This window comes from Marinovum sp. PR37, assembly GCF_028807375.1.
In the GTDB taxonomy this organism is placed as follows: domain Bacteria; phylum Pseudomonadota; class Alphaproteobacteria; order Rhodobacterales; family Rhodobacteraceae; genus Marinovum; species Marinovum algicola.
Map to the genome: position 1 here is coordinate 63,829 of NZ_JARAML010000002.1, position 17,822 is coordinate 81,650.

The 17,822-nt window shown below is 65.1% G+C and carries 14 protein-coding genes; all 14 read left to right on the forward strand.

Going from position 1 to position 17,822, the window contains the following annotated elements:
* Positions 1–217 precede the first annotated feature (217 nt).
* The 14 genes from PVW49_RS01900 to PVW49_RS01965 all read left to right on the forward strand — a co-directional run bounded on the left by PVW49_RS01900 (position 218) and on the right by PVW49_RS01965 (position 17,743).
* On the forward strand, positions 218–979 hold the full coding sequence (locus tag PVW49_RS01900; protein ID WP_170850495.1) for a type II secretion system protein N: 762 nt from the start codon (positions 218–220) through the stop codon (positions 977–979).
* Positions 966–2,894: a type II secretion system secretin GspD gene (gspD, locus tag PVW49_RS01905; protein ID WP_074834460.1), complete on the forward strand. Its 1,929-nt coding sequence runs from the start codon at positions 966–968 to the stop codon at positions 2,892–2,894. Before PVW49_RS01900 ends, gspD begins: the two co-directional genes overlap by 14 nt.
* 4 nt (positions 2,895–2,898) lie before the next feature.
* Complete coding sequence (locus tag PVW49_RS01910; protein WP_048530059.1) at positions 2,899–4,362, forward strand: GspE/PulE family protein; 1,464 nt, start codon at positions 2,899–2,901, stop codon at positions 4,360–4,362.
* On the forward strand, positions 4,359–5,576 hold the full coding sequence (locus PVW49_RS01915) for a type II secretion system F family protein (RefSeq protein WP_074834463.1): 1,218 nt from the start codon (positions 4,359–4,361) through the stop codon (positions 5,574–5,576). Before PVW49_RS01910 ends, PVW49_RS01915 begins: the two co-directional genes overlap by 4 nt.
* Positions 5,577–5,885: 309 nt before the next feature.
* Entirely contained in the window at positions 5,886–6,620 is a 735-nt protein-coding gene (locus tag PVW49_RS01920) for an FCD domain-containing protein (RefSeq protein ID WP_274589754.1), read from the forward strand.
* A gap of 231 nt (positions 6,621–6,851) precedes the next feature.
* Positions 6,852–7,886, forward strand: coding sequence for a zinc-dependent alcohol dehydrogenase (locus PVW49_RS01925; RefSeq protein ID WP_274589755.1), 1,035 nt, complete (start codon positions 6,852–6,854; stop codon positions 7,884–7,886).
* A 3-nt stretch (positions 7,887–7,889) separates the two neighbouring features.
* Positions 7,890–8,660 carry an SDR family oxidoreductase gene (locus tag PVW49_RS01930; protein WP_274589756.1) on the forward strand — a complete coding sequence of 257 codons (771 nt, stop codon included), beginning with the start codon at positions 7,890–7,892 and terminating at the stop codon, positions 8,658–8,660.
* Positions 8,661–8,911: 251 nt separating this feature from the next.
* On the forward strand, positions 8,912–10,432 hold the full coding sequence (locus PVW49_RS01935) for a sulfatase family protein (protein WP_274589757.1): 1,521 nt from the start codon (positions 8,912–8,914) through the stop codon (positions 10,430–10,432).
* 11 nt (positions 10,433–10,443) lie between these two features.
* Positions 10,444–11,598, forward strand: a complete 1,155-nt coding sequence (locus tag PVW49_RS01940) for a mandelate racemase/muconate lactonizing enzyme family protein (protein ID WP_274589758.1) — start codon at positions 10,444–10,446, stop codon at positions 11,596–11,598.
* Between the two features lie 29 nt (positions 11,599–11,627).
* Positions 11,628–13,547 carry an ABC transporter substrate-binding protein gene (locus tag PVW49_RS01945; RefSeq protein ID WP_274589759.1) on the forward strand — a complete coding sequence of 640 codons (1,920 nt, stop codon included), beginning with the start codon at positions 11,628–11,630 and terminating at the stop codon, positions 13,545–13,547.
* Between the two features lie 76 nt (positions 13,548–13,623).
* Complete coding sequence (locus PVW49_RS01950) at positions 13,624–14,607, forward strand: ABC transporter permease (RefSeq protein WP_074834473.1); 984 nt, start codon at positions 13,624–13,626, stop codon at positions 14,605–14,607.
* Entirely contained in the window at positions 14,604–15,749 is a 1,146-nt protein-coding gene (locus PVW49_RS01955) for an ABC transporter permease (RefSeq protein ID WP_074834475.1), read from the forward strand. The genes PVW49_RS01950 and PVW49_RS01955 overlap by 4 nt, the downstream gene beginning before the upstream one ends.
* Positions 15,739–16,764, forward strand: a complete 1,026-nt coding sequence (locus PVW49_RS01960) for an ABC transporter ATP-binding protein (RefSeq protein WP_274589760.1) — start codon at positions 15,739–15,741, stop codon at positions 16,762–16,764. The genes PVW49_RS01955 and PVW49_RS01960 overlap by 11 nt, the downstream gene beginning before the upstream one ends.
* Positions 16,757–17,743, forward strand: a complete 987-nt coding sequence (locus PVW49_RS01965; RefSeq protein ID WP_083415910.1) for an ABC transporter ATP-binding protein — start codon at positions 16,757–16,759, stop codon at positions 17,741–17,743. Before PVW49_RS01960 ends, PVW49_RS01965 begins: the two co-directional genes overlap by 8 nt.
* Positions 17,744–17,822: the final 79 nt, after the last annotated feature.

The window sequence follows — 17,822 nt, forward strand, 5'->3', positions numbered from 1 at the left end:
CTCATACCCATTGAATTGATTTGAAATTCTGCCTCTTTTTTTCTAAACTATATCAAAAGTTCGCGTTGGTTCAATCTGCTGGAAATTGTCTTTCATTCACAGGGGACCGGGCGCAACACTATAATATATTCGCCAATGAGGCTGGCGGCACCCAAGGAGGAGCGAAGCGCAACTCGTGTTTCGGGCAGATCACATTCTATCGCTTGTCGGATCCGCCGTGTTGGGGCTGGGCGGGGGCGCCTTGGCGCTGATCCTGACCGCGAGCCCGGAAATCCCGCTGAGCCGTGTCACCTTTGATCCGACTGCCCGCGCCGAGGCCGCCGAGAGCCGCGCCGAGTGGCTCTGGCCGGCGCTTTTCGGCGAGATCCCGCCGGAGCCGGTGGCCGCCACCGAAACCGCCGCGCCCGAGCCTTCACCGGATTTCAGCCTCAAGGGGCTGGTGGCGGGCGGCGAGGGGGGCTGGGCCATCGTTTCGGCCGACAGCGGCGATCACCTGGTCAGTGTCGGCTCGGTGCTGCCGGGCGGAGCCGAGGTGATCGAGATTCAGCCGGATGGCGTGCGCATCTCTCTGGATGACAAGGAATTTCTGATCGGGTTCGACGAAGAGGCCGAGGCGCCGATGGTTGCGGCAGAACTCGCGCCAGCGCCGGCGGTGCAAAGTGCCAGCCTGTCGCTCTCGGCGCTGCGCGACGACGGGTTCCAGCGATCGCTTGGGCTGGCCGGGGGCTCGAAGATCGTCGATCAGGGCAACGGCAATCTGGCGCAGCAGATTATGTGGGTGCGCAACGGGCGGCTCTATGACAAGGTCGGGTTGCGCAAGGGCGACATCATCCTGACGCTGAACGGCGTACCGGCGGGCGATATCGACGCGCTGCGCCAGGCCGCGCCGGAGCTGTTGCGGCAACGTGATTTCGAGCTTGAGCTTCTGCGGGCCGGGGCGCGCATGACATTGAAAGTGCAAATTGATGAAGACAGTTGAGCGTCTCTTTCTTGCCGGGTTGATCTGGCTCGCGGTGGCCACGACCGGCGCGGCGCAGGTCAAGCTCGACATGCGCCAGGCCAACCTGCGGGATTTCGTCTCGATCGTCGCCGACAGCACCGGGCGCAATTTCATCCTCGATCCGCGGGTGCAGGGCACGGTCACCGTGCTGGCCCCGCGCGAGGTGACGCCGGCGGCGCTCTACGAGATCTTTCTCAATGTGCTCGAACTCAACCGGCTGACCATTGTCGAGGGCACCGAGGCCGACCGCATCGTGCCGCTTGATGTCGCGCGCGAGCTGGCGCCGCCACGGGTGGTGGGCAGCGGCGGCTATCAGACGCGGGTGATCCCGGTCAACAACGTGCCGGTGACCGACATCGTCGACGTGATCCGCCCGCTGGTCGCTGGCGAGGCGGTGCTGACGGCGGTGCCGGATGCCAACCTGCTGGTGCTCTCCGACCGGCTCGAGAGCTATCAGCGGATCTCGGCGCTGGTGGCCCGGCTCGACACCCCGCGGAGCGACGCGATCGAGACCATCCGACTGCAAAACGCCAATGCGGTGGAGCTGCTGGCGGTGGTGCAATCGCTCGATCTCGGGCCCGAAGGTAGCAATGTCTCGGCCGATTCCCGCGCCAATGCGCTGGTGGTCTCGGGCGACAAGGCCTATCGGCAGCGGGTGCGCCGGCTGGTCGGCCAGCTCGACACGCCGCAGCGCAGCTTTGCCACCGTCGTCGTGCGACTGAACTATGCCGATGCCAAGGAGCTGGAGCCGGTGATCCAGCGCTCTTTCGGCGCCGCGACGGGCGAAGACGGCAGCTCGGGCGGGGAGATCAATATCGTCGCCGAGCCGCAGCAGAATTCTCTGATCATCACCGGCCCGACCGAGCGCATCCAGACCGTGGCGCAATCCATCGCGGCGCTCGATCAGAAGCCCAGCCAGGTGTTGATCGAGGCGGTGGTCTTCGAGCTGTCGGTCGAGAATTTCTCGGATCTCTCGGTGCAGTTCGGCGCGCTGCTCAACGATGCGCTGGTCGGCGGGGTGGAGTTCTCGCTCGACGGTCGCCCGACGCTGACCGGGTTGGTCAGCTCGGTGCTCCAGGGCAATATCTCGGCGCCCGGCAGCGGCGGATTCCTGGGTGGCCGGCAGGTCAGGGGCGAGTCCGGCATCGGTGGCTTTCTTGCCGCGCTGGCCAGCCAGAGCTCGACCCGGCTGCTGTCGACCCCCTCGATCCTGACGCTGAACAACGAAGAGGCAAGGATCGTGGTGGCGCAGAACGTGCCCTTTGTCACCGGCAGTTATTCCACCGTCGGCGACAGCGCCATCCCGAATGATCCCTTTCAGACCATCCAGCGCGAGGATGTCGGCCTGACGCTCGAGGTGACGCCGCAGATCACCGCCGATCACAACGTGCGGCTCAAGATCAATCAGGAGGTCTCGAACCTGACCAATTCCGCCTCTGCCGCCGGCGGCGAGATCACCTCGAAACGGACACTGTCGACCAATGCCATCGTACGCGACGATCATGTGATTATCCTCGGCGGGCTGGTCGAAGATGGCTCGGGCGTCAATGATCAGCGGGTGCCGGGGCTGAGCCGGGCGCCGATCATCGGCAACCTGTTTCGCGGCCGCAATGTCGCGTCGGGGCAGCGGGTGCTGCTGATCATGCTGCGGCCCCGCATCCTAGACAGCGCCGAGGAGGCGACGCGTTACACCCGAAAGATCGCCCGCGAGGCCCGGCTTGTGACCGAGCGGATCGCGCCGCGCGACGATGGCCGTTATCCGACGATCCCCGAGGGCCGGCTGCCCTTCGACGGTGCCGATCTGAACCAGCCGTTCGAGGCCGGCGCCTCGGACAACATGGTGATCGAGCGGCTGATGCCGGCCCTGCCGAAAAGGCTCGAATTCAGCAGGTGAGGGCATGAGCACAAGGGCACAGCTTCCGTTCGCCTTCGCCCGCGACCATCAGGTTGTGCTGTCCGAAGGCGCCCTGGTGGCCGGGCCGGAAGCCACGCCCACCGGGCTGCGCGAGGCCCTGCGCCGCGCCTTTGATGCCCCGGTCGATTTCACCCAGCTCGACGCCGACGCTTTTCAGGACAGGCTGATGGCCGCCTATCAGGGCCATGGCCAGGACGGGCCCGAAGAGGTCGAGGCGCAGGACAGCGTGGTGCTGGACGACAGCTCGCTCGAGGCGCCGCCGACCGACCTGCTCGACACCGGAAGCGACGCACCGGTGATCCGGCTGGTCAACCATTTCCTGCGCCGCGCGGTCGAGGCCCAGGCCTCGGACCTGCATGTCGAGCCGCATGAAGGCGGGCTGCGCGCGCGCATCCGGGTCGATGGCACCTTGCAGACGATCTATGACCGCGCCGGCGCCCCGGCACGACGGGTGATCTCGCGGCTCAAGGTGATGGCCGGGCTCGACATCGCCGAGACCCGGCTGCCGCAGGACGGCCATATCGCGTTGCGCTATGGCGGGCGCTCGATCGATGTGCGGGTCTCGACCCTGCCGGGCAACTACGGCGAACGAGTGGTGATGCGGGTGCTCGACAAGACCGCCGGGCTGATGCCGCTGGCCGATCTCGGGCTGCGCCCGGCGCAGGTGGCCGAGCTCGAGGCGCTGAGCGCCGCGCCGCATGGCATCGTGCTGGCCGCCGGGCCGACCGGCGCGGGCAAGACCACCACGCTCTATTCCCTGCTCAAGCTCGCCAATCAGGCCGAGCGCAACATCCTCACCGTCGAGGACCCGATCGAATACGATCTGCCGGGCATCAACCAGAGCCAGATCCACGCCGAGATCGGGCTGACCTTTGCCGCCGGGCTGCGCGCCGCGCTGCGCCAGGACCCCGACATCATCCTGGTCGGCGAAATCCGCGATCAGGAGACCTCGAGCGTCGCCGCGCAGGCGGCGCTGACCGGCCATCTGGTGTTCTCGTCGGTGCACGCCAATTCCTCGGTCGCGGCGATCATCCGGCTGCGCGACCTCGGGCTCGAGGATTACCTGATCGCCGCCACCGTCCGCGCGATTATCGCGCAGCGGCTGTTGCGTCAGCTCTGCCCCGCCTGCCGCCGCGCGGCACCGCCCGATGCGGTGGCCCGCGCGGCTTTTGACGCGGTGGAGATGAGCCCCCCGGCCGAGGTCTTCCATGCCGAGGGCTGCCCGGAGTGCAATGGCAGCGGCTATGCCGGTCGGGCCGGGATATACGAGATCGCCACGGTGACAGACGCGCTGCGCGCCGCGATTGACGAGGGCGCGCCGGAACAGCGGCTCAAGGCGCTGGCGCTCACCCCGCAACAGACACTTCTGGGCGAGGCGCTGCGCCTGGTCAGCGCCGGCACCACCGATTTCCGCGAGGTGGCGCGGGTCGTGGGCACCAGCCCGTGACCGCCTTTCGCTACACCGCCTATACCGCTTCGGGCCAGCGCCGCCGCGGTACATTGGTGGCCGAGACCCGGACCCAGGCCAATGACCAGCTGCGCGCCAAGGGGTTGTTTCCGGCCGAGATCGAAGCCCGCGCCGCCGGGCGCCGCATCGCCTTTCTGCGACCGCGCACCGTGCTCAGCGCCGATGAACGCGCGGTTTTCACCCGTCAGCTCGAGGTGCTGCTCTCGGCCGATATCGCGGTCGACATGGCGCTCGAGACGGTGAGCAGCTCGGGCGGATCGCAGCGCATAGAAGCGGTGGCCAATGCCGCTCGCGCCGCACTTCAGGAAGGCGAGAGCCTGAGCCGGGCGCTGGGTGACAGCGATGCCGGGTTTCCGCCGTATTTTTTGGCCGCCATTGCCGCCGGCGAGACATCGGGCGAGCTGGCACGGGTGGTCAACGAGCTGGCCCACCACCTGGAAACCGCCGGACAGGACCAGTCGCGCCTGGCCACGGCGCTGATCTATCCGGCCTTCGTTGCCGCCGTCTCGCTGGTGGTCTGCGCCATCCTCGTCACCAGCGTCGCGCCGCAGCTGGTCACGATGTTCGAGGCGACCGGCCAGCCGCTGCCGGGGATCACCCTGCGTCTGCTGGCGGTTTCGGACTGGCTGCAAGCCAACTGGCTGGCCTGCCTGGTTGCGGTAATCGTGGCCGGGACCGCCGCGCGGCTGGCGCTGCGCGTGCCGCGCCTGCGCGACCGTTGGGACGGGTTCCGCCTGTCATTGCCGATTGCCGGCCGGCTGATCCGCAACGCCGCCGCACTGCAATATCTCCGGACCCTGGCGCTGGTGATCTCGAGCCGGCAGACCGCGCTTGATGCGGTGCGCAGCGCCGAGCGTGTCCTGACCATCCGCCGGTTTCAGCGCGAGGCCGCCGAGGTCTCGGTGGCGCTGCAACGGGGCGAAAGCCTCAGCCGTGCCCTGGCGCAGCTGACGGTGATTCCGCCGGTCTGCTGCCAGCTGATCGGCGCCGGCGAGCAAAGCGCGCGGGTGGCGCCCATGGCCGACCGCGCCGCGCGGCTGGTGGCAAGCTGGCTGGAGAACGACCGCAAGCGCATCGCCGCGCTGATGGACCCGCTGCTGATGATGATCGTCGGCAGCTTCGTTCTGGTCGTGGTGCTGGCGATTCTGTTGCCGATCTTCGATCTGCAAGCGATGGTGGCGGCGCCGGGCTGACATCGGCGCGCCTCGGGGATGCGCGGCGGAGCCGGTGACACCGCTGTCGAGCCGTATCTGGGCGATCACCAGTTCGAAATGCGTGTGATCGCCTTGCGTTGCATCGCTGAGCACCTCGGAGAGCGGCAGGGTGAACAATTCGGCGGTGACGGCTTCGATCCTGGGCATATATTATCCTCCTGCCCTTATTTGGTCTTGCCAAAATACTTGTTAATGCGTCAATATTTGAAGGTCTTGCTCGCGTTTCCGATGTTTGGTAAGTCCATTGTCGCAGCTTGTCCTGCCTGGATTCACATGGGATAAATCCGCATGAGCGACATTCAGCCAGCCTCCTCCGAATCTCGGGTCGTGCCGCGCGAAAGCGCGGTAGAGCGGGTGGTCGCCGCCATCGAGGCGCAGATCATCTCGGGTGAGTTGAGAGACGGGGAATCGCTTCCGGCCGAGCGCAGCATTGTCGAGGCCATGGGCGTCAGCCGCCCGGTGGCACGCGAGGCGATCAAGATCCTCGGCAGCAAGGGCCTGCTGGACATTCAGCCGCGCCACCGGCCGATCGTGCGCAAACCCGATGCCCATACGGTGATGGATGTGCTGGGCGGGCTGGTCGGCCATCTGACCGGTCAGGCGGGCGGGGTGCGCCAGATTTTCGATGTCCGCATCTTTGTCGAGGCCGGGCTGGTGCGCCAGGCCGCGACCCGGGCCGACAAGGCCGATATCGCCAGGCTGCGCCAGGCGCTGGAGGCCAATCACACCAGCATCGATGACTCGCTGGCTTTCTACGAGACCGACACCGCCTTTCATGGTGTGCTCTATTCGATCCCAGGAAACCCGATCTTTCCGGCTATCCACAACGCCTTTCGCGACTGGCTCGATCTGCGCTGGCGTCAGATGCCACGGCTGCCGGAGCGCAACCAGCAGAACTACGAGGCACATGCGCGGATCCTCGAGGCGATCCTCGACCGCGATCCCGACCGCGCCGAAGCGGCGCTGCGCGATCACCTCGAATCGGCGTGGAAACAGGTCCGCGATACTTTCGACGATCTCTAGATCTCGGGCGCTCCGGTAATTTGGTTGTGCGGTGGCGTCCTTGGGCGGGCGGCCTGCGCTCCCCTTTGCTGTTTTAAGTTCTGAGAGCTTTGGTCATACCATGTGTGGCAGGTAGGTGGTGTTTCGCGCAAAATTCTTGAGGAGTTGACAAGTATCTTCATTTTTGGTCATACCATAAATCAAGATTGGCCGCCGGTGACTGGCGGGCGCGAACCAGAGGAGACTTTCCGGATGACCGACACCCAGATCCATGCCGCCTTTTACCGGGGCGACCGGCGCTTTGACGTCGCCCAGAAGCCTGCCCCGGCGCCTGGGCCGGGCCAGGTTGCCCTGCGCATCGCCTTTTGCGGCATCTGCGGCACGGACATGCATGTCTTTCACGGCAACATGGACGCCCGCGTCGGATTTGAACGCATCATCGGCCATGAGATGTCGGGCACGGTCGAGGCGCTTGGCGCTGGTGTCGAAGGCTTCACCAAGGGGCAAAAGGTCGTCGTGCGGCCGCTGGATCATTGCGGCGACTGCCCGGCCTGTGACGCCGGCCACACCCATATCTGCCACAATCTGAAATTTCTCGGCCTCGACACCGATGGCGCGATGCAGGAGGTCTGGAACGTGCCGGCCCATACCCTGCATGTCCTTCCCGATGACATGCGGCTCGACCATGCGGCGCTGATCGAGCCGGTGGCGGTGGCCTGTCATGATGTCCGCATGGCCGGCCTGAAGGAAGGCGAGGACGTGGTTGTCATCGGCGGCGGCCCGATCGGCGTACTGGTGGCGATGGTCGCGCGCGAGGCGGGCGGCAAGGTGGTGATCTCCGAGGTCAATGAAAACCGTCTGGCGATTGCCGCCGACATGGGCTTTGACGTGGTGAACCCGGCCAAATCCGACCTGGTTGCCGAAATCGGCAATCGCACCGGCGGCAAGGGCGCCGACGTGGTGTTTGAAGTGTCGGGCAGCCAGCCCGGCGTCGATGCGATGACCGATGTGGCCGCCACCCGCGGGCGTATCTGCATGGTGGCGATCCACGCCAAGAAACCGCAGGTCGACATGTTCCGCTTTTTCTGGCGCGAGTTGCAGCTGATCGGTGCGCGGGTTTACGAGGCGGCGGATTACGACAAGGCGATCGCGCTGGTGGCCTCGGGCGCGATTGCTGCCGACAAGGTGATCACCGATGTCAGCCCCTTGGCCGAGATCCAGAGGGCCTTCGAACAGCTCGATGCTTCGCCGACCGCGCTGAAGAGCCTGATCAAGGTGGGGGCCTGAGCCATGGATGTTCTGAAATCCTTTGACCTGTCCGGCAAGACCGCGCTGGTGACCGGCTGCAAACGCGGCATCGGCCGCGGCATGACCGAGGCGCTGGCGCAGGCCGGGGCGGATATCGTCGGTGTTTCGGCCTCGCTCGAGGTTTCCGGCTCCGAGGTGGAGCAGGCGGTCACGGCGCTGGGCCGCCGCTTCACCGGCTACCAATGCGACTTTTCCGACCGCGCGGCGGTGACGGCCTTCGCCGCGCAGCTGGACAGCGATGGCGTGGCACCGGACATCCTCGTGAACAATGCCGGCACCATCAAGCGCAAGCCGGCCGCCGAACACCCCGACGCCTGGTGGGACGAGGTGATCGAGGTCAACCTCTCGGCGCAGTTCATCCTGTCGCGCGAGATCGGCCGGGGCATGGTGGCGCGCGGGTCTGGCAAGATCATCTTCACCGCCTCGCTGCTGACCTTTCAGGGCGGAATCACCGTGCCGGGCTATGCGGCTTCCAAGGGCGGGGTCGGCCAGCTCACCAAGGCCTTGGCCAATGAGTGGGCGGGCAGGGGTGTCAACGTCAATGCCATCGCGCCGGGCTATATCGCGACCGACAACACCCAGGCGCTGCAAGACGATCCCGCGCGATCGAAATCGATCCTCGAACGTATCCCCGCCGGACGCTGGGGCCGGCCCGAGGATTTCGCGGGTCCGGCGGTGTTCCTGGCCTCGGCCGCATCGGATTACGTCAATGGCGAAATCCTCACCGTCGATGGCGGCTGGATGGGGCGGTAGGCCGACCCGCGTCAGAGCGCCGGTCCCGCCGGCCCCGGCCTTTTGGAAAGCCGCCCCACTTCGGGGCGGCTTTTACGTTTGTCGAGGGTTTTTGAAATTTAGAGCGATGAACACAATAAAATCGTCGACTATCTGGAAATCTTCATATAACTATTAACCCGGGGGAACACCGAATCCCGGGAGGAAGAGATGAACGGCGTTGCACCGGCCTTGGCCGAACAGAGAGAGTGTGTCTGCTTGGGGGTCGCCCTGTGAGCTGCACGCCCGACATCCTCTTGATCACAACCGATCAGCAGCGCGGCGACTGCATCGGCGGCGCCGGCCGCCAGGTGCGCACCCCGAACATCGACCGGATCGCCGGTCGCGGCGCACGGTTCGATACCTGCATCACGCCGCATCCGATGTGCCAGCCAGCCCGCGCCTCGATCCTGACCGGTAAGCTGCCCTACAGCCACGGCGTGCGCGACAATGGCCGCAACCTCGATCCGGCGCTTGCCGAAGAGGGGCTGGGCGGACTGTTTGCCCGCGCCGGCTATGACACCCGCTTCATCGGCAAGGCGCATCTTTCGACACATGAGACCTTTGCGCCGACCGGCGCCGCGGAATGCTACAGCTCGGTCGCGGATTACGACGGCGATTGGGCCGGGCCGTACATGGGCTTCGAACGGGTCGATCTCACGCTCAGGCCGCACCATCACTGCGGCTGGAAGGACCGGCCGTATACGCTGCACTACGAAAATTTCCTCGACCAGGACGGCAGGGGCGGCGACCGCTGGGCGCAGGCCAAGGACCGGGTGCCGCCGCTGACCGAGCACAAGCAGGTCTGGCGCTCGGCGCTGTCGGAGGAGTGGTTCTCCACCGCCTGGGTCGGCGACCGGGCCATCGACATGCTCGAGGAAGACCGCGACCGGCCGCTGATGTCCTGGATCTCCTTTCCCGATCCGCATCCGCCTTTCCTGGCGGCGGCGCCCTGGGCGACGATGTACGACCCGGCCGAGGTCGATCTGCCGCCGCACCGGGCGCTCGATCTCGACCGGCGGCCCTGGTGGCACCGCGCCTTTCTCGAAAGCCCGGCGCGACGCAACCAGAAGCGGCCGCATGCCGGCGACCAGCCGTATTGGGGCAACGACGATGCCTTGCAGGACAAAGATCTGCGCGACGTGATCGCGGTCTACTACGGCATGATCGCCGCCATCGACATGCAGGTCGGGCGCATCCTCGATCACCTCGAGGCCTCGGGTCGGCTCGAGAACACCATCGTGATCTTCACTTCGGATCACGGCGAATGGCTGGGCGATCACGGCCTGCTCTTGAAGGGGCCGATGCTCTATGACGGTCTGCTGCGGGTGCCGCTGGTGATGGCCGGGCCGGGGGTCACGCGGGGGCGCTTTGATGCGCCGGTCTCGACCCTCGACCTCCGCGCCACCCTGGCCGAGCTTTGCGGGCTGAGCGCCTCCGCCGATGACGGAACATCACTCACCGACGTGATGCAGGGCGGCGCGCGCGAAGTGGCGCACAACGAATGGGAGGTGGATGCCACCCGCAGCGGCGTCGATCTCGATCTGCGCACGGTGCGGTCTCGCAGCCACCGCCTCTCGGTCGACCTCAATAGCGGGGCGGGCGAACTTTATGATCTCGCCGCCGATCCCCACGAAATGACCAACCTCTGGGACGATGCCGGAGCCGCCGCCATGCGCGACCGGCTCTGCGCGACAATCGCGATTGACCGCCCCGCAATGATCCCCGCCGCGCCCCGCGTCGGCTGGCACTGAAAAGGACCAAGATGACCAAGATCGCCTCGATAGAACCGCTTCACGCCCGTGTCGGCATCCGTAACCAACTTCTGGTGAAGGTGACGACCGAGGATGGCCTGTACGGCTGGGGGGAATCCGGCCTGTCCTGCCGCGAGGGCGCGGTGGCCGCCGCCATTGCCCATTTCGCCGATTTCCTGGTGGGCAAGGATTCCCGCCAGATCGGGCGGATCTGGCAAGAAACCTACCGCAGCCAGTATTTCGAAGGCGGGCGGGTGTTCACCGCGGCCATGTCGGCCATCGACATCGCGCTTTACGACATCCTCGGCAAGCGGCTGGGCGTGCCGGTCTATCAGCTTCTCGGCGGCAAGCAGCGCGACGAGATCCCGACCTTTCCGAGCTGTCAGTCACCGGACATGGACGAGCTTCTGGCAAAGGCGCGGGTGCTGGTCGATGCCGGCTGGGACTGCCTGCGAATCTATACCGGTGATTTCGACGGCGACGCGGTGTTCGACCCGCGCCAGAACCTGAACCGCGCCGCCAAGGAACTGATCGCCCTGCGCGAGGAATTCGGCCCCGACCTCTGCCTCGGGATCGATCTGCACCACCGTCTGTCGATCGCCGAGACCGCGGATTTCTGCAACCGCCTGCCGGCCGGCACGCTGGATTTTCTCGAAGAGCCGATCCGCTGCCAGACGCCGCAGGCCTATCGCACCCTGCGCGGCATGACCAATATCCCCTTTGCCGTGGGTGAGGAGTTCGCCTCGAAATGGGAGGCCGCGCCTTACATCGAAGAGGGGCTGACCCAGTACATGCGGCTCGATATCTGCAACATCGGCGGCTTTACCGAGGCGATGAAGGTCGCCGGCTGGTGCGAGCAGCATTACATCGACCTGATGCCCCACAACCCACTTGGCCCGGTTTGCACCGCGGCCACGGTCCACATGGCCGCGGCGGTCCCGAACTTCAGCTGGGCAGAGACCCGGCAGGGCCCGACCGAAAGCCTCGGCTTCCACGATCCCGAATTGTTCCCGGTTCAGATCCCGCTCGACGGCATCACCTACAAGGTGCCCGACAGGCCGGGGCTGGGGGTCGAGGTCGACGAAGAGAAGATCCGGGCATCCCGGCCCACCCATGTCGAACCGCCGCATCTGACGCGGCCGGACGGCTCTGTCACCAACTGGTGATACACTTCAACGGAGGAGGAGAAAGACCAATGAAAAACAGATGGAAATGGACCACGCTCGCCAGCGCGCTTGCAATGGCCGTCGCCAGCCACGCCGCGGCCTATGAGCAGGCGCCGGTTCTGGACGAAAAGGTTTCTGCCGGCGAACTGCCGCCGGTGGACGAACGCCTGCCGGCGGAACCGCTGGTGATGGACACCATCGAAGGCCCCGGCGAATACGGCGGCACCCTGCGTCGCGCCATCCTCGGCGGCGGCGATCAGCACAACATGGTGCGCACCATCGGCAGCGACAACATGGTGCGCTGGTCCCCCGACTGGTCCGAGGTGCGGCCCAATATCGCCAAGTCCTGGGATGTCTCCGACGACGCCTCGAAGTTCACCTTCCACCTGCGCGACGGGATGAAATGGTCGGATGGCGCGCCCTTTACCGCCGATGACATCATGTTCTGGTACGAGGATGTCTTTACCAACACCGATCTGACGCCGAACAAGGACAGCACCTTCATCGGTCCGGCCGGCCCGGTCACCGTGCGCAAGATCGACGACGTCACCGTCGAATTCGATTTCGGCGCGCCCAACGGGCTGTTCCTGCAAGCGCTGGCCTATGGTTTCGGTTATCACCCGACCGCCTATCCGAAACACTACCTCAGCCAGTTCCATGCGAAATACAATGACGACCTGCAAGCGCTGGTCGATGCCGAGCCGGCGGCGGCGGACTGGAAACAGCTGTTCAACCTCAAGGCCGGGCCGATGGACACGCCGCTTTTCTGGCAGAACCCGGATCGTCCGACGCTGCATGCCTGGCATCTGACCAATGCCTATGGCGCCACCGACCGCGTGGTCGCCGAGCGCAATCCCTATTACTACAAGGTCGACAGCGAAGGGCAGCAACTGCCCTACATGGACCGGATCACCTATGATCAGGTCGAGGATGTGGAAACCATCCTGCTCAAGGCCTTCAACGGCGAGATCGACTATATGCTGCGCCACCTCGGCCGGCCGTCGAACAAGGCTTCGCTGACCGACAACATGGAACGCGGCAAATACGGGTTCTTCGACGTCGGCGATCTTCCGGCCAACATCATGATCCTGATGATGAACCTCAACCACACCGATCCGGTGAAACGCGAGGTGATCAACAACAAGGATTTCCGCATCGGCGTCAGCCACGCGATGAACCGGCAGGAGGTGATCGATCTGCTCTACTTCGGGGCGGGCGAGGCGGCCCAGACCGCGCCGCGTGAAGGCACCGAGCTCTACAAGGAGGAATACGTCAAGCAGTACACCGAATATGACGTCGAGAAAGCCAATGAATATCTCGACAAGGTGCTGCCCGAGAAGGATGCCGAAGGCTTCCGCCTTGGCCCGGACGGCGAGCGTTTCTCGCTGATCTTCCTGGTCGCCGATGTGTTTGGCCTGCAATATCCCGACGCGATGGAGCTGATTGCCGGCTATGCGCGGGACGTGGGGCTCGACTTCCAGATCCGCGCCACCGACCGGTCGCGGCTGATCGAATTGCACACCTCGAACGATTTCGACGCCTATCTGTGGAATTGTTCGGGCGGGCAGGCGGATGCCTATACCTCGCCGATCTGCTACGTGCCGACGATCTCGAACTCGGTGAGCTGGGCCCGGGAATGGGCGGCCTGGGGTGTCGATCCGTCCACCGGTGAAGAACCGCCGCAGGAGGTCAAGGACATCTTCGAGACCTATCGGCAGGTCCGCGCCGCGGCCACGCCGGAAGAGCAGAAGGCGCTGATGCAGCAGGTGCTCGACATGGCTGCGGATCAGTTCTTTACCATCGGCATGGTGCAGAACGACCCGGTCTTCGGCATCGCCCGCAACAATGTGCGCAACGTGCCCGATCCGCTGCCGATCGCCGGTCAGCTCTGGTTCCCGGCACCCTATACCGCGCAGATGTACTTCGAAGGTGGCACCAACCTGCCCTGATCCGAAGTACAGTGACGGGGCGTCCGGTATCCTCCCTTCCGGGCGCCCCACTTGAACTCAAACGCAAGGAGCGGACATGGGTGGCTTCATCCTCCGAAGGGTTCTCTACATGATCCCGACGGTCTTCCTGGTCTCCATCGTGACCTTTATCATCATCCAGCTTCCGCCGGGCGACTACCTCGACAGCCTCGCCGCCGAGATGGGCGAAGCGGGCGTCGACAATACCGCCGTCGTCGAACAGCTGCGCGCGCAATACGGCCTCGGCCAGCCGATGTATCTGCAATACTGGAAATGGATGACCGGCATCCTGCTGGAAGGCGATTTCGGCATTTCCTTTGAAAAGAACCTGCCGGTGACGGATGTGATCTGGGACCGGCTCGGCTGGACCTTCGGCATCTCGCTGCTGACGCTCGGGTTCATCTGGGCGGTGGCGCTGCCGATCGGCATCTATTCGGCGGTGTGCAAGTATTCGGTGGGCGACTACATCGCCACCTTCTTCGGCTTTGTCGGCCTCGCGATCCCGAATTTCCTGCTGGCGCTGGTGATGATGTATGTCGCCTTCAAGTATTTCGGCCAGTCGGTCGGCGGTCTGGTCAGCCCGGAATACCTGGGCGAGCCCTGGAGCTGGGCCAAGTTCGTCGATCTGCTGAAACACATCTGGATGCCGGTCTTTGTCGTCGGCACCTCCGGCGCGGCGGCGCTGATCCGCATCATGCGCGCCAACCTGCTGGACGAGCTCTATCGGCCTTATGTCGTGACCGCCCGCGCCAAGGGCATGTCGGAATTCCAGCTTCTGATGCGCTACCCGGTGCGCGTCGCGCTCAACCCGTTCATCTCGACCATCGGATGGATCCTGCCCACGCTTGTCTCGGGCGAAATCATCGTCGCCGTGGTGATGAACCTGCCCACCACCGGCCCGCTCTTGCTGCGCGCGCTTCTGGTGCAGGACATGTACCTGGCCGGATCGCTGATCCTGATCGTCAGCCTGCTGACGGTGATCGGCACCCTTCTGTCCGATGTACTTCTTGCCTGGGTCGACCCGAGGATACGCTACCAATGACAGCCATCGATACCGCAGCCGAAGTTCAGGCGGCCGAATCCGTGAAATCCCCGGCGCTCCTGGGGCCCTGGGCCCTGATGTGGCGCCAGTTCCGCCGGCACAAGGTCGCCTGGGTCAGCCTCTATATCGTGGGGTTCATCTATTTCGTCGCGCTCTTTGGCGAGTTCCTGGCCCCCTCCAATTACCTCGACACCAACACCCGCGCGCCCTTTGCGCCGCCGCAGGGCATCCATTTCTTCACCGAGGGCGAGGACGGCGGCCGCGACTTTCAACTGCATGCCCGCGGGCTGAAGATGGAGATCGACCGCGAGGCGATGCGCCGGCATTTCGTCGAAGATCCGTCCAAGGTGATCCCGCTGGGGTTCTTTGTCGAAGGGTACGAGTACAAGCTGCTCTGGTTGATCCCGACGAACCGGCATTTCTTTGGCCCGACGGACCCCGGGCAAAGGGTCTATTTCTTCGGCGCCGACCGGCTGGGTCGCGATATCCTGAGCCGGATCATCATGGGCACGCGGATTTCCATGTCGATCGGTCTGGTCGGCGTGGCGGTCTCGCTGGTCGTCGGCGTCAGCCTGGGCGGCATCTCGGGCTACTACGGTGGCTGGATCGACAATGCCATCCAACGGCTGATCGAGTTCCTGCGTTCGATCCCGACGATCCCGCTCTGGATGGGGCTGGCGGCGGCCATCCCGCTCGACTGGCCGCCCTTGCGCACCTATTTCGTGGTGACGCTGATCGTGTCGATGATCGGCTGGACAACGCTGGCGCGCGAGGTGCGCGGCAAGTTCCTGTCGCTCAGACACGAGGATTTCGTCATCGCGGCGCGGCTTGACGGGCTGTCGGACTGGGAGGTGATCCGCAAGCATCTGGTGCCCAGTTTCGCCAGCCATATCATCGCCTCGCTCACCCTTGCGGTGCCGCTGATGATCCTGGCGGAAACCTCGCTGTCGTTCCTCGGCATCGGGCTGCAACCGCCCATCGTGTCCTGGGGCACTTTGCTGAAAGAGGCACAGAACATCCGCACCATCATCGAGGCGCCCTGGCTTCTGATCGCGCCCGGTTCGGTGATCGTGATCACCGTGCTTGCCCTCAACTTTCTAGGAGACGGCCTTCGCGATGCCGCAGATCCCTATGCACACTGACACCTCCGCAAAACCCCTGGTCGAGATCAAGGGCCTGAAAACCCACTTCTTCACCGATGACGGGTTGGTCAAGGCGGTCGAGGGCGTCGATCTCGACATCCTGCCCAACCGCACCCTCTGCCTTCTGGGCGAGAGCGGTTGCGGCAAGTCGATCATGGCGCGATCGATCCTGCGCATCGTCGATGCGCCGGGCCGGATCACCGGCGGCAGCATCCTTTATCATTCCGCCGATGGCCGCACGGTCGATCTGGCGCGCGCCCGGGCGGGATCAAAGGAGCTGCGCTCGATCCGGGGCAGCGACATCGCGATGATCTTTCAGGAGCCGATGTCCTCGCTTGGCCCGATCCAGAAGATCGGCAAGCAGATCACCGAGACCATCCGCCTGCACCGCGACGTTTCAAAGTCCGAGGCCCGCGAAGAGGCGATCGACATGTTGGCCCGCGTCGGCATCCCGCGTCCGGCCGAGCGGTTCGAGGCCTATCCCTTCGAGCTCTCCGGTGGCATGCGGCAAAGGGCGATGATCGCCATGGCGCTGAGCTGCCAGCCCCGCCTGTTGATCGCGGACGAGCCGACCACGGCGCTCGACGTGACGACGCAGGCGCAGATCCTCGACCTGATCGCCGAGCTGAAAGAGGAATTCCAGATGGCGGTGATGCTGATCACCCATGATCTGGGCGTGGTGGCCGAAGTGGCCGATGACGTGGCGGTGATGTACATGGGCAAGATCGTCGAGAAATCGGATGTCTACGGGCTGTTCGAGACGCCGCAGCATCCCTATACGCGGGCGCTGCTCGATTCCGTGCCGCGTATCGGGGTGACGGCACGGGCCCGCCTGCCGGCCATTCGCGGCATGGTTCCGCATCCGCTGGCGCGGCCCTCGGGCTGCACCTTCCGCACCCGCTGCGATCATTTCATGCAGGGTTTCTGCGACCTGCGCGAACCGCTGCTGAAACCGCATGGGCCGGGGCAGGTGGCCTGTTTCCTGCACGAAGAGGAGGCGCATGCCAATGTCTGAGGCCATACTCGAGGTCAAGGACCTCACGATGTCATTCGGCGGCAGCAAGGGCGGCTGGTTCTCGGACCCGGTGCAGGGCTTTGTCGCGGTGGATTCCGTCTCCTTCGAGGTGCGGCGCGGCGAGACCTTCGGCATCGTCGGCGAGTCGGGCAGCGGCAAGACGACGCTCGGCCGCTGCATCCTGCGGGTTCTGGACCCGAGCTCCGGCAGCATCCGCTTCCTGCCGAAAGAGGGTGGCGAGGTCGAGCTGGCCAATGCGCCGCTGGAGCAGATGCGGCAGGTCTGGCGCAAGGTGCGGATGATCTTTCAGGATCCGCAGGCCTCGCTCAACCCGCGCCTGCGGGTGATCGACGTGGTGGGCCAGGCGCTGCAAAAAACCGAAGGGCTGAAAGGCAAGGCGCTGAACGCGCGCGTGGCCGAGCTTCTGGAGAACGTCGGGCTGCGCAAGGAATTCATGCACCGCTATCCCAACGCGTTTTCCGGCGGCCAGCGCCAGCGACTGGGCATTGCCCGGGCGCTGTCGACGCACCCCGAGCTGGTGGTCGCCGACGAGGCGGTTTCGGCGCTGGACGTGTCGATCCAGGCGCAGACGCTGAACTTGTTGCAGGATTTGCAGGAGGAATTCGCGCTGACCTTTCTGTTCATCGCCCATGACCTGGCCGTGGTGGAACATATCTGCGACCGGGTGGCGGTGATGTATCGCGGCCAGTTCGTCGAGGTGGCCGACACAAGAACCCTGTTCGAAAACCCCCAGCACCCCTATACCCGCGCGCTGCTTCAAGCGGTGCCGGTGGCCGATCCGCGCCAGCGCGGCCGTCGCTCCGGCAAACCCGAGCCGGTCGATGTCGGCGTGCCGCCAAAGGGCTGCCGCTTCAGCCCGCGCTGCCCGCACGCCACCGATCTCTGCCGCGAGACTCGGCCGCCGGCAAAGTCCAGCGCCGGCGCCGATGTGCTGTGCCACTATGCGGGAGAGATCTGACAGCAAGGGCCCCGCCCCACTGGAACAGGGCGGGGCAGACCGTTATGATGGCGCTTGATCCAAAGAGTATGACATTATC